Annotated in this window: 16 protein-coding genes and 1 riboswitch; of the genes, 1 reads left to right on the top strand and 15 read right to left on the bottom strand. The window is 66.6% G+C overall.

Annotated elements, in window-relative coordinates:
* Positions 1–112: 112 nt before the first annotated feature.
* Positions 113–646: a DUF979 domain-containing protein gene (locus J7I85_RS11825; protein WP_214851943.1), complete on the bottom strand. Its 534-nt coding sequence runs from the start codon at positions 644–646 to the stop codon at positions 113–115.
* The gene (locus tag J7I85_RS11820; protein ID WP_214851942.1) at positions 643–819 is read right to left on the bottom strand and encodes a hypothetical protein; all 177 of its coding nucleotides are present in this window, start codon (positions 817–819) and stop codon (positions 643–645) included. Before J7I85_RS11820 ends, J7I85_RS11825 begins: the two co-directional genes overlap by 4 nt.
* 93 nt (positions 820–912) lie before the next feature.
* Between J7I85_RS11820 and J7I85_RS11815 the strand changes: the two genes are divergently transcribed.
* Entirely contained in the window at positions 913–1506 is a 594-nt protein-coding gene (locus J7I85_RS11815) for a TetR/AcrR family transcriptional regulator (protein WP_214851941.1), read from the top strand.
* Between the two features lie 32 nt (positions 1507–1538).
* Here the strand turns inward: J7I85_RS11815 and J7I85_RS11810 are convergent, their stop codons facing one another.
* From J7I85_RS11810 to J7I85_RS11750, 13 genes are all read right to left on the bottom strand, one after another.
* Positions 1539–1949 (bottom strand): four-helix bundle copper-binding protein, encoded by a 411-nt coding sequence (locus J7I85_RS11810; protein ID WP_214851940.1) that lies wholly within the window; start codon positions 1947–1949, stop codon positions 1539–1541.
* Positions 1950–2031: 82 nt separating this feature from the next.
* Positions 2032–2526, bottom strand: a complete 495-nt coding sequence (locus J7I85_RS11805; protein ID WP_308159467.1) for a hypothetical protein — start codon at positions 2524–2526, stop codon at positions 2032–2034.
* A 130-nt stretch (positions 2527–2656) separates the two neighbouring features.
* Positions 2657–3544 (bottom strand): F510_1955 family glycosylhydrolase, encoded by an 888-nt coding sequence (locus J7I85_RS11800; protein WP_214851939.1) that lies wholly within the window; start codon positions 3542–3544, stop codon positions 2657–2659.
* Between the two features lie 95 nt (positions 3545–3639).
* Positions 3640–4293 (bottom strand): DUF305 domain-containing protein, encoded by a 654-nt coding sequence (locus J7I85_RS11795; RefSeq protein ID WP_214851938.1) that lies wholly within the window; start codon positions 4291–4293, stop codon positions 3640–3642.
* Between the two features lie 145 nt (positions 4294–4438).
* Positions 4439–4909: a hypothetical protein gene (locus J7I85_RS11790; protein ID WP_214851937.1), complete on the bottom strand. Its 471-nt coding sequence runs from the start codon at positions 4907–4909 to the stop codon at positions 4439–4441.
* A gap of 95 nt (positions 4910–5004) precedes the next feature.
* Entirely contained in the window at positions 5005–7134 is a 2130-nt protein-coding gene (locus J7I85_RS11785; RefSeq protein ID WP_214851936.1) for a copper-translocating P-type ATPase, read from the bottom strand.
* Positions 7135–7252: 118 nt separating this feature from the next.
* The gene (locus J7I85_RS11780) at positions 7253–7510 is read right to left on the bottom strand and encodes a cation transporter (RefSeq protein ID WP_251024262.1); all 258 of its coding nucleotides are present in this window, start codon (positions 7508–7510) and stop codon (positions 7253–7255) included.
* Between the two features lie 231 nt (positions 7511–7741).
* Complete coding sequence (locus tag J7I85_RS11775; protein WP_214851935.1) at positions 7742–7897, bottom strand: hypothetical protein; 156 nt, start codon at positions 7895–7897, stop codon at positions 7742–7744.
* A 255-nt stretch (positions 7898–8152) separates the two neighbouring features.
* A complete protein-coding gene (locus J7I85_RS11770; protein ID WP_214851934.1) occupies positions 8153–9403 on the bottom strand; it encodes an MFS transporter in 1251 nt (416 codons plus the stop codon).
* A gap of 50 nt (positions 9404–9453) precedes the next feature.
* Positions 9454–9822, bottom strand: a complete 369-nt coding sequence (gene crcB / locus J7I85_RS11765) for a fluoride efflux transporter CrcB (RefSeq protein WP_214851949.1) — start codon at positions 9820–9822, stop codon at positions 9454–9456.
* 5 nt (positions 9823–9827) lie between these two features.
* On the bottom strand, positions 9828–10442 hold the full coding sequence (locus J7I85_RS11760; RefSeq protein WP_214851933.1) for a CrcB family protein: 615 nt from the start codon (positions 10440–10442) through the stop codon (positions 9828–9830).
* Positions 10442–10993 (bottom strand): universal stress protein, encoded by a 552-nt coding sequence (locus tag J7I85_RS11755; protein WP_214851932.1) that lies wholly within the window; start codon positions 10991–10993, stop codon positions 10442–10444. Before J7I85_RS11755 ends, J7I85_RS11760 begins: the two co-directional genes overlap by 1 nt.
* Before the next feature lie 130 nt (positions 10994–11123).
* Positions 11124–11363, bottom strand: coding sequence for a histidine phosphatase family protein (locus J7I85_RS11750; RefSeq protein WP_214851931.1), 240 nt, complete (start codon positions 11361–11363; stop codon positions 11124–11126).
* Positions 11364–11384: 21 nt separating this feature from the next.
* A riboswitch (Fluoride riboswitch) is annotated at positions 11385–11475 on the bottom strand.
* Positions 11476–11481 lie beyond the last annotated feature (6 nt).

Raw genomic sequence — 11481 nt, 5'->3', positions numbered from 1 at the left:
CAGACACCACCTGAATCCGCCACACACAGGTTTCGAGACACTGAGCCGGACTAGGAAGGGGAGCCGTCCGTCTGCAGTCGGCTTGCCTACGTGACCGCGCCGGGGATGTGGGCTATGGCTGCTGTCCGGCAGGTTGCCGGCGTTCATTGCGGGTTCGCCCGTATTTGGTGAGTCCGCGGGGCTTGTAGAGCGAGAGCACAGTCGTGACGAGCAGGGCCAGGACGGCTGCTGCGGCGTCAGCAAGCAGCTGGGTTCGCATCGCCGTCATGTCGGTGGGGGAAAGGTCAGAGACTGATGCGATGCCAGCCATATGGGTGACGGGCTGGAGGTGGAGCAGCAGCAGGGCTGTCGCCAGGGCGGTGATGATGAGTTTGATCAGGACCCAGTAGTGGCGGAACAGTCCCCACACGGTGCCGAGCGCCTGAATGATGCCTGAGGCCAGGGATGCCAGGCTCAGCGGAAGAATGACGGCCCAGCCTATGAGATCCATCATCAGGTAGGCCGAACGCACCAGTTGCTGGCTGGTTCCTGTCAGCCCGGCGACTGCCAGGAGGAGAAAGCATACGACCGCGCCCAGCCAGCCGACCGAGGTGGCGACGTGGACGGTCAGGGCGGCCTTGCGCAGCCCCGGTGTCATGAGCCTCACGGCGTATGGCTTCCCATTCCCCCGCCGGCCAGATGCAGGACCACGAAGGCCACGACCAGGAGTACGCCAACGACGATGAAGCCTTTAACCCACCGCGGAGTTGCCGGCTCGGGCTTATGGGGGGCCTCTCCGGGTTGCGTGTTCTCCGCGGGCCGCTCGTTTCTCTCGCTCATTACTCTCCCTCACGCAGGTCTGCGGGTTTTGTAAGACAGTATGTCTCGTTGCGGACATGCTGTCCAACACGCGACGAACTGTATGATGACCACATGCCGAGGCTCTGGAACGACACGATCGAAGCGCACCGGAGCACGGTGCGGACGGCGATCCTTGATGCTACCGCTGGGCTGGTCAGTGAAAACGGGCTGGGCTCGGTAACCATGTCCCAGATCGCGCAGGGAGCCGGCGTTGGGCGGGCCACGCTGTACAAGTACTTCCCTGATGTGGAGGCGGTCCTTGCGGCCTGGCACGAGCGCCAGATCCATGAGCACCTGGAGCGCCTCGCGCAGGCCCGGCTCAGCGCAGACGGCCCTGCGCGGCAACTGGCAGCGGTCCTGGAGGCCTACGCAATAATGGCCCACTCCCGCCATGGGGGCGCTCTGGCAGCCCGGCTGCACCAGAGCCCTCACGTCAGCCACGCACACCGGCACCTCAACGATTTCCTGACGGACCTGCTGCGGGCCGGGGCAGAAGCGGGCGACGTGCGCGGCGATGTCGCCCCGGAGGAGCTCGCCGGATATTGCCTGCATGCGCTGGAAGCCGCCTCGGAGCTGCCGTCCCGGGAAGCGGTACGGCGGCTGGTGAACCTCACCATGTCCGGGCTGCAGCCACCGGCCACCGGCCCAGGGGAGGCCGGCGCCTAGGCAGCTGCAGCACGGCTTGCCTGCCGGAGGGCTTAGGCCAGGGCGGTGAGAAGTTCCGTGCAGGCCGTTTCGCAACGGCGGCAGGCTTCCGCGCAGATTCTGCAGTGCTCGTGCATGCCGGCGTGCTGCTCGCATTCTTCCGCGCACGCGGCGCAGGCTGTCCGGCAAGCCTCCAGCACTGCCTTGGTGATGTCGGTGTTGGTGGCGGTCTGGCGTGTGAGGATGCTGCCTGTCGCGGCGCAAATGTCCGCGCAGTCCAGGTCAGTACGGATACACGCGGCGAGATCGGCGACCATCTTTTCGCCCAGGCATGCATCGGCGCACGCGGTACAGGACTGGGCACATTCAAAGCACGCGGCGATGCACTCGGCCAGTGTGTCCTGCCCGGCGGTGCCGGCCCCGCGGGGGTGGGCGTTGAGCATGGCGCTGATGTGGTGGGTCATGATGCGGCTCCTGACACTGGTGGTGGGTGGGCCGGACGGTCCGGCCGTCACGGCCCACCCTAGCCGGGCGTTCCTGAGGCCGTCAGCCCTCAGGGGCAGACCAGCCGTCCCGGCCGTGCACCTCCCGGGAGCGCGCGGCCGCCTGCCGCGATGCCTCGGCCAGACGTGCCCGGCCTCCGTTGCGATACAGGTCGCTGGCCCACTCGAACTCCGCGGCGGCGTCCCGGTACCGGGCTTCATCGAAGAGGCGCCTGCCGATATGGTGGCGGACCAGAGCTTCCCTGGTCCGGGTGGAGGCCATGCGGAGGGCCTGTTCGTGAAGGGCTGCCGCTTCGGCCCACCGGTACTGGCGCTGGTAGGCGTGTGCGAGGACCAGCAGCGGTTTGAAACGGTCCCGGGAGCTAGCCAGCAGCTGGTGCCCTTCTTCCAGGGCTTCTTCGTGCCGGTCCAGCAGCGACAGGATCCAGACGCGCTCCAGCGGTGGGCAGTTGCCCAGCCGTGTTTCCACCGCTGCACGATCCAGGATCACGTCACGCAGCGTGGCCGGATCCGTGCGCCAGACTTCGGCACGACTCACGGCACAGAGCCTTCCACGCCTGTAACCGGGCGGGCGGGAACCGGCACCTTAACAATGGCCCGGGTGAGGTTGCGGGGCTCCACGCCGGAGGTCACCGTGAAGGCGGAGCATTTCCTGATGCCCATGCTGTTCAGTTCGCGTCGGCGGGGCGGAAGGTCTTCCCTCCGTCGGTGGAGACGACGAGGCCTTCGACCGTCGCGGCCCAGATCCACGGTTTCCCGTCGGCGCCTTTAACGGCCGCGATGGACCGGATCTGGCCTTCGATACGGCCTTTCTTGGTCCAGGTTGCGCCGGCGTCAGCCGAGTAGTGGACTGTTCCGTCCGGTTCGACCCCGACCGCTTCAGCGGGGCTGGCGAACGCGGCAAAAATGACGACCGGGCCGGACTTCACCAGTGCCCAGGTGGTTCCTCCGTCCGTGGAGCGCTGGACGCCCCTGGGAGTGGTCGCCAGGACCGTGTTGCTGTCGGGGTGTCCGGCGAGGAACGCCGGAGCGAAGGTTGTGGAAGCTGCCTTCCAGGCCTTGCCGTCCGGGCTGGTCCAGAGTGTTCCGTCGAAAGCGACAATGCCGGATTTCGTCGTGGTGAGGGCGTGGAAGTCGGATACCCCCTGTCTGGAGAGCTGTTCCCAGGTCTTGCCGCCGTCCACAGACTTGATGAGGCCCAGCGGGTTGGGAAGGTCCGAGCCTTCGCCGGGGTGCCCGGAGGCGTAGAAAACGCCTGGGTCCTTGGCGGCGGTGAAGCCCATCAGGTCATGGGTGTCGCCGATCTTGCTGGCGGGCTGCGTGGTGACGTCGAACAGCCCGTCATGGGTGGCCAGAAGCACCTGGCTGGTGTCACCGCTGACGGTCAGCCCGTGGATGTGGCTGCTGGGCAGGCCGGTGCCGACCTGCCCGCTGGAGGAGGGTGGGCCCGTCGTCGGCTGTGGGGCAGGGGTGCAGGCGGCCAGGGCGAGGATGAGGACTGCGGTGCCGGCCGCGAAGGCTGCGGGCCGGGACTTGGTAATGGTGTGGGCAGGCATGGAAGACGCTCCGGTATGGGGGTGAAGAGGAATGCAGGGCGGAGCGCCGGCACGGCCGCCAAGGGGGCGGCGGTGCCGGCGCCTGATGGTGCTGGTCAGAGGGTGGCCAGCAGCTTCTGCATTTCCTGGATTTCGGCTTCCTGCGCGGTCACGATGTCCTTGCTCAGCTGAACGGCGTCGGCGTTCTTACCCGCGGTGTTTTCGGTCTTGGCCATCATCACGGCGCCCTCGTGGTGGGCGATCATCTGCTTCAGGAAGAGCCGGGCGGCCTCGGTGCCCTGGGCGGCGCTGAGGGCCTTCATGTCGGCCTCGCTCATCGTCCCGTCCATGCTGTGCCCGGAGGGCATGGTGGTCGGTTCGTTCCATGCCTTAAGCCAGCCGGTCATGGTCTGGATCTCGGGTCCTTGGGCGGCCTTGATCTTGGTGGCCAGCGCGGTCACGGCGGTCGGGACGCCGGACTTCTTGAGCATCATGTCGCTCATTTCCACCGCCTGGGTGTGGTGCGGGATCATCATCTGCGAGAACGTGACGTCCGCGGCGTTGTGGTTCATGGCCGCCGCCGTCGAGCTGGTGCTGCCGGCCGTCGCGCTGGAGCTGCCGTGGTCCATGCCCGGCATGGACGTACCGGAGGACGCGGTACTGGAGGCTGTGGTGTTTGGGGAGCCGGTGCCGGATCCGGAGGCGCATCCGGCCAGGGCGATGACCGTTGCGACGGCGGTCGTGGAAAGGGTCAGAAACTTCTTGTTCATGGAAAATCAAGGTCCTTCACATCATCAGCGGGCGCGTGGGGCGCCGCAAGGATTAGGTGCATCGAGGGAGGCGCCCGACGGTCCCGGAAGGGGAAGCCAGGGTGATGGAGGGTGCGCCGCGGCGGGCCGGGCGCGGTGCCTCGTTTTACGTCCTGCTGATGGACAGCTCACACGGTGAGGGGCTGTCGGGAAGGTAGGTCCACCGCCCGGTTTCCGGGCCGGCTGTGGTGTTGTTGCTGACGGCCAGGACGAGGCTGCCTGGTGGCGGCGCGTCCAGGGACGGTGTCTTCGGCGACGGGGTACAGGCCGCCGTCATGGCCTGCATGCTGCAGGATCCCGGATCCTGACATGACTCTGCGGCCACCATGAGGCCAACCGGCCCTGCAACGACGGCGGGGTCTGACCCGGTACTGTCACGGGAGCGGTGGCCGGGCTGGTCAGTGGGTGCCGTGTCGTGGTCGTGGGCACTGGCCGTCGCGAAGGCCGGGGAGTGCGTGGCGTGGTGGCCGGTCATCACGTGCATGCCGAAAATCCCGGCGATGATGGCCAGCACCGCGGCGACCAAACCCGCACGGCGAAGGAATGCCGTCGCGCTGCGTTGGGCTGCTGCGCTCACGGGCGTTCCTCCTTCCATGCGGGTTCGGTAGTACTTCTAGGCTACCGGCCTGCCGTGGAGGCGTTCGCCCCTGTGACTGTTGATGGCCTCTTGCATCAACGAACCTCGGACGGGTTCAGTTTCACCCGTCGCAGCAGCTGGGCGTTCAGCGCCACGACGATAGTGGAGACGGACATCAGGACGGCGCCGGCGGCGGGAGAGAGAACAACCCCTGCGAAGGCGAGCACGCCTGCGGCCAGCGGCACGGAGATGATGTTGTAACCGGTGGCCCAGACCAGGTTCTGCCACATCTTCCGGTAGCTGGCCCGGGACAGGTCCACCATGGACAGCACGGCCCGGGGATCGTTGCCGGCCAGGACCACGCCTGCTGATTCCATCGCGACGTCGGTGCCGGCGCCGATGGCGATGCCCACCTCGGCCCGGGCCAGGGCGGGGGAATCGTTGACGCCGTCCCCGACCATGGCGATCTTCAGCCCGCGGGCCTGGAGTTCGGCGACTTTCTTGTCCTTGTCTGCGGGCAGGACCTCGGCGAAGACCTCGTCGATGTCCAACTCGGTTGCCACAGCCTGGGCGACCTGGCGGGCGTCCCCGGTGATCATACCGACCTTGACGCCCCGGTTCTGCAGGGCCGCCACGGCCTGCCGGGACTCGTCCCGGACGGCGTCCTCAAGGCTGACCGCGCCAAGGATCCGGGTCCCGTCCACCACGTGCAGAACGGCTGCGCCGCGATCCATCCATGTCCGGGTGACGGATGCCAGTTCTGCCGGTTCGGTGAGTCCGAGCTCGCGCAGCAGCGCCGGACCGCCGACCTGCAGGGTGCGCCCGTCGACAGTGGCCTGCACCCCGCGTCCGGTCATGGACGTGAAGTCGGTGGCGCGTGGAACGTCCAGGCCCTGTTGGCGTGCTGCCCGGACGATGGCGCGCGCCACGGGATGTTCGCTGTCGGATTCGACCGCGGCGGCCATCGCCAGCATCTCCTGCCCGTCCCCGCCCTCGACGGTGGCGGAGTCTTTGAGTTCGGGTTCGCCCTTGGTCAGGGTCCCGGTCTTGTCGAACAGCACCACGTCGATGGTGCGCATACGCTCCAGGGCCATCCGGTTCTTGATCAGGACCCCGGCGCGGGCTGCCTGCTCTGTCGAGATTGCGATCACCAGCGGGATCGCCAGGCCCAGGGCGTGCGGGCAGGCGATCACCAGGACGGTCACCGTGCGCGTGACCGCTTCGGGGACGTTGCCCAGCAGTGTCCAGAAGATGAAGGTGATGACGCCGGCGCCCGCGGCGAAGTAGAACAGGAACGCCGCGGCCCGGTCGGCCAGGGCCTGCGCCCGGGATGAGGACGCCTGTGCTTCGGCGACCAGCCGCTGGATCCCGGCCAGGGCAGTGTCATCGCCGACGGCGTCGACCCTGACCCGGACCGTGTTGTCCGTGGCGACCGTGCCGGCCACGACAGTGTCCCCCGGAGAGCGGAGCACCGTCTTGGATTCGCCGGTGATCATCGATTCGTCGAACTCGGCCTGCCCGTCGATCACCGTTCCATCGGCCGGCATCCGGGCGCCGGAGCGGACCAGGACCGTGTCCCCGGTGCGAAGCTCTGTCACGCTGACGGTCTCGGTGCCGGTGTCGGTGATGCGTTCGGCCTCGTCCGGCAACAGGGCGGCCAGGGCATCCAGGGCGCCCTGTGCCGAGCCGAGGGCCCGCATCTCAATCCAGTGGCCGAGCAGCATGATGGCCACCAGCAGGGCCAGTTCCCACCAGAAGTCCAGATCGAAACCGCCGAGTCCCAGGCTCGTGGCCCAGGACGCGACGAAGGCAACGGTGATGGCCATGCCGATCAGCAGCATCATCCCCGGTTGCCGGGTCTTCAGTTCGTTCAGGCCGCCCTTCAGGAACGGCATGCCGCCGTAGAAGAAGATGACGGTCCCCAGCACCGGCGGGATCCATGCCGAGCCTGGAAGCTCCGGCGGCAGGTATCCGAGCAGGTGCGCGAACATTGGGCTGAAATAGACCACCGGCACCGACAGGACCAGGGTCAGCCAGAACCTGTCTTTGAACATGGCCGTGCTGTGGCCGGCATGCTGGCCGTGGGTGTGGACGACATGGTCATCATCGGGGCCATGCCCTTCATGGCCGTTGTGGGCAGGCGCCGTGGCGATCGCTGCGGTGGTTTCCGCGGTGCCGTGGGTGGTGCCAGCCGCAGAATGATGGTGGCGGGCGTGGTCTTCCATGATTTCCTCCTTAGAGGATCGGCCGGCGTGCCATTTGTGCGGAGGCCGGCGGGAACGGATTAGTCAGCGGGTGGTTAGGCTGTACCCGGCGGCGGCAACAGCGTCGCGGACTGCCTCATCATCGGCAGTTCCGGAAATCACCAGGCGTGAAATGCCCGCCCGGCTTCAACTCAACGGACACGGCCTGCACCCCATCAAGCGCAACGACGGCCTTCTCCACGCTCGCCACGCAATGTCCACAGGTCAGCCCCTCCAGCGAGTATTCAGCATCAGCAGCTATGGCCGGAGATTCGCCGGCAGCGGCAGGTGAACAGCAGCCGCAGGCCGAAGCCGAGGCAACCAAAGGGAGTTCTTTACGGGATTCTGTTGCGCACATATCAGTTCCATTCCTAGTGGATGAGTGATGGGTGCTGGGGTTGAACGGCTGTGACGGCGATGCGATGCACCTGCCTGGACATACCACTTCACTGGCAACAGCACCAATATACCCCCAGGGGGTATATTGCACAAGCGAGGAGAAGACATGCCACTGCTTTTTGCGTCGTTCTGCTCTGGTGCGTCCTGCGCCGCGGACAGCGGTCTCATCCCTCCCCATTGCGAGGACGGCCTATTTGTCCTGGCGTCTCATGGTTAGGAGGAAACCAACGACGCCAACCAGGCCAAGAAGAATCCCCAAGGCGCTGCTGACCGGGTCTGCGGCGAAGATAGCGAGGGCGATCCCAAGCACGGCCAACAGTGCCCAAAGAATGAGTCCAGCTTTCATGCCGACCTCCTCCGGGGCGTCCGTTTTAGTTGGCGTTCTTTCCGGAGCGTGCAACCGTGGGCACGAGTTGTCGCCATGTACTGAAGCAGCGGTGCACCACTTCTCATGTCTTACGACCCTCGTGGGTTTCGAGGCACTCGGGTTAAGAGACGCCGAGATCAATCGCTTTTTGTGAACTGCTGCGGGTAACGCTGTTCGTGTCCTTTGCTGGAGCCACCACTGAACTGGCCGGTCGCCGGGCAGTTCTAGCCCAGGCTATACGGCCCGGCCTTGCGCGGATGCCGGTTTGAGCAGGGGGATGAATGCGATCAGCGCGGCGACCTGGGTGACGACTGTGAAGGTGACGAGGCCGCTGAGGGAGGCTGAGTAGAGGGCGCCGATGATGGCGGACCCTCCCAGCCAGGCCAGACCGTAGATCGCGGTGAAGATCCCGTATCCGGTCCCCCGCCGGGCGGCCGGAACAAGGTCAGCGACTGCGGCCCGGAGCGTGGATTCGTGGATGCCCAGGGCTGCACCCCAGACCACCGCGCCGGCCCAAACCAGGCCGGGGGAGGTGGTGAAGGACAGGAATGGGACGGCAGCGGTCAGCGGCAGGGCAATGAGCAGGCCGCGCAGCCCGATCCTGTCATAAAGCGCACCCGAGGCCAGGGCCGCCAAAGCGGCCGCGCCCATGGAGGCGGCATAAGTCACCGGGATCAGTCCCGAGGGCATTACCTTCTGAACTTCGAGGTGGTAGGAGATAACCCCAAAGGTGGAGAACCCGAACATCGACACGGCGGTGAATGCGCTGTACCACCAGAACCTGGCAGGCAAGGGGACCCGGCCGCTGATCTGGCCGGGCGTGGCCACGGGCTCGCTGACAGGCTGTGTGTCATAGCGTGCAGGATCTGGCGCGGCCCGGCGAAGCAGGAGCACGGCGATGAGGGCGAGGGCGCCGGGGATGGCCAGGACACCGAATCCGAGTTGGTAGCCGGACACGGCGATCATGAGCCCGACGAGCAGCGGGCCCAGGAGGGCCCCAGACTGGTCGAGTGCTTCGTGGATGGCGAAGGCCTTCCCGCGTCCCACGTTCGCTCCCGCGTGGGAGAGCATGGTATCCCGTGCGGGGGTGCGGACGGCCTTGCCGAACCGCTCCATGATGACCAGCGCCGACGCCTGCAACAGGGAGCTGGCGAGGGCCAGGAGAGGGACGGCGGTAACGGTCAGGGCGTATCCCGCTATAGTCAACGGCCAATATTTACGAGTCCTGTCGGCCAGTGGCCCGGTGCCCAGACGCATAACCAGGGCGACGGCTTCGCCGAATCCGGTGACGAAGCCGACCACGACCGCAGACGCGCCGAGCGTAGCCAGGTAGGGCCCGGTGATGGACCGGGCGCCTTCATAGACGACGTCAGCGAGCATGCTGACCACGCCGAAGGTCAGGACGAACCCCATCGGTCCGAGTTTGTTCGGCCGCGCCTTCCCGGTCCGGTCCGTCCTCACGTGCTTCTGATTCATTTCCGGCATGGACGCCCTCCGTTCCGCCTTCGTGATTGCTGTCCGGTGGCTGGCCCGTCTCATAGGAAGCTTGCCAGGGCAAGGCCTGCCGCTGTGGCCCCCACCGCAGCGACGGCGGTACCGACGCTGTTAAGGAGGGCTAGTCCGGTGCGGCCGGACTGGATGAGCCGGACGGACTCCAAGCTGGCGGTGCTGAAGGTGGTGTATCCGCCCAGAAACCCTGTCCCTGCGATGGTTTGGAGCTCGGCGGGCGCGGCGTGGCTGATCACGACTCCCGCCACCAGTCCCAGAAGAAAGGATCCGGTGACGTTGATGGCGATAGTGCCTACGGGCAGTGCGGTGCGGGTCCTGGAGCGGACCAGTCCGTCAACAACGAACCTGGTTCCGGCGCCGATTCCTCCGGCGAGTCCGAGCAACAGAATAGTCAGGGCGTTCACCGGTTGCTCTCCTGTCGGTCGGGGCGGAGGTCCGCATCCTGCCTCCGGACCGTCATCCTGGTGTGGTGTCCGGCGGCGACCAGGATCCCGGCCACCGTTGCCACTGCGCCGCCGATCACCGTGGCGGCGACATAGGCAATCGCGTCGGTACTCCGTCCAGTCCCCAGCAGGGTGTTCGTTTCCAGCGCCAAGGTGCTGTAGGTCGTGAAGGCGCCCATGAACCCCGTCCCGGCGAGCAGCCGGATCATCCTCAACCTCCCGGCGTCAGGACCACGCCGGACCAGGGCCTCCAGCAAAAGGCCGAGGAGCAGCGCCCCGGCGAGGTTGATGATCAGGGTCGACAGCGGCCACCCTCCCGGGGATGGCAGGACAGTGCTGAGCCCGTAACGGGCCAAAGCGCCGAACACGCCACCGGTGATGACGACCAACACAAACCCGGGGTGCAGATGAACCGGCCTGTGGGCGCGGGCCTCGCCCAGAGTCCCGGCATCCGCCTCGTCTTCGTTTGTCTCTGCCGGGTCGCTGCCGATGGGCAGCAGCCCGGCGGCGGTCGGGTCGGTTCGTTCCGGACGTCCGGTGGTCGCTGCGGTCTCCGGGGTGGGCGGTTCCATCAGTGGCCCTCCTGTCGGTGGTGTCTGGTGTGGGGGGCGAGTGGGACGACCAGGACGGGCCGGTGCTGGCGGTGCGTGAGATGGACCGCGACCGACCCGACGAGCAACTCCTCAAACCGGGCCCCGAGGCCCCGTTCCCGGGTTCCGACAACAATGACGGAGGCGTCCGCCGACTCGGCCAACCGCCCGAGGGCCCGGGCGGGGTCACCTGCGAGGGTCACGAACGACCACCGGACCCCGCTTTCGTCAAGGGCTTCCTGCAGGCGTTCTTTGATGCCGGCACTGATCCCTTCGATGTCATCGTCGATCCCGTCCGGATCAATCGGGAGGGTTTCTACCCTGCCGTCGGGTTCCTCGGCGAGGTAGCTGGTGACGTCCACGTACGCGCAGATCAGTTGGACGTTCAGGCTCGAGGCCAGATCCGCCGCCCGGTGCGCGACCGCAAGGGGTTGGCCAGGAACTGCACCCATCAGCACAGGGCCCGTAATGTGGCTCGGAATATACGGTGTGGGCCCCGCGCCGGGACGGGGCTCGTTCTCTGGCTCATTCATGGGCGCTCCTGTTTGGGATCGGCTGGCTGAGGCATGTTCCCTTAGGACCGTAGGGCAGCGAGGGTCTCGTCGGTGATTTCCAGGAGCCGGTTACATTTGGTGACGCGCTCCTCCCGGGCCGGGTGCCGGATTACAGCTGCCGACTTCCTGGGCGCAGAACGATGCGGGCGGTGTCTCGAGTGCGGGTGAGAGTGGAGGCATGGCCGATGTCCGGGGAACAGGAAGCTGAGGACAGCAGGCGTCCGGCACGGGCAGCTTCGTCTTCCCCTTTGGGAGTCAGACGCGGGTCGAGCAGGTCGGCGAACCGGTCCTGGGCGTTCAAGACGCTCTGGCCGTGGCGGAGCAGGAAGAGTGTGCCGGGTGCGGGCATGAGTCACCTACCTTCGTATCAGCAAAGGTAGGAACCATTAGCCAGGAGGCGGTTCGAACGCCCCGCACGTTACGGGCGGGCTGTTCCGGCGGGATCCATCACCGTGAAACAGAGACTA

The sequence above is a fragment of the Arthrobacter sp. ISL-65 genome, from assembly GCF_018613795.1.
Taxonomy (GTDB): domain Bacteria; phylum Actinomycetota; class Actinomycetes; order Actinomycetales; family Micrococcaceae; genus Arthrobacter.
The sequence above is the reverse complement of the archived record's forward strand: the minus strand, read 5'-3'. Positions and strand labels throughout refer to the sequence as shown.

Coding starts and splice junctions, on each gene's coding strand:
- J7I85_RS11800 (WP_214851939.1), bottom strand. CDS start 3,544: ATGCCTGCCCACACCATTACCAAGTCCCGGCCCGCAGCCTTCGCGGCC.
- J7I85_RS11815 (WP_214851941.1), top strand. CDS start 913: ATGCCGAGGCTCTGGAACGACACGATCGAAGCGCACCGGAGCACGGTG.
- J7I85_RS11795 (WP_214851938.1), bottom strand. CDS start 4,293: ATGAACAAGAAGTTTCTGACCCTTTCCACGACCGCCGTCGCAACGGTC.
- J7I85_RS11785 (WP_214851936.1), bottom strand. CDS start 7,134: ATGGAAGACCACGCCCGCCACCATCATTCTGCGGCTGGCACCACCCAC.
- J7I85_RS11770 (WP_214851934.1), bottom strand. CDS start 9,403: ATGCCGGAAATGAATCAGAAGCACGTGAGGACGGACCGGACCGGGAAG.
- J7I85_RS11810 (WP_214851940.1), bottom strand. CDS start 1,949: ATGACCCACCACATCAGCGCCATGCTCAACGCCCACCCCCGCGGGGCC.
- J7I85_RS11820 (WP_214851942.1), bottom strand. CDS start 819: ATGAGCGAGAGAAACGAGCGGCCCGCGGAGAACACGCAACCCGGAGAG.
- J7I85_RS11775 (WP_214851935.1), bottom strand. CDS start 7,897: ATGAAAGCTGGACTCATTCTTTGGGCACTGTTGGCCGTGCTTGGGATC.
- J7I85_RS11780 (WP_251024262.1), bottom strand. CDS start 7,510: ATGTGCGCAACAGAATCCCGTAAAGAACTCCCTTTGGTTGCCTCGGCT.
- J7I85_RS11750 (WP_214851931.1), bottom strand. CDS start 11,363: ATGCCCGCACCCGGCACACTCTTCCTGCTCCGCCACGGCCAGAGCGTC.
- J7I85_RS11760 (WP_214851933.1), bottom strand. CDS start 10,442: ATGGAACCGCCCACCCCGGAGACCGCAGCGACCACCGGACGTCCGGAA.
- J7I85_RS11755 (WP_214851932.1), bottom strand. CDS start 10,993: ATGAATGAGCCAGAGAACGAGCCCCGTCCCGGCGCGGGGCCCACACCG.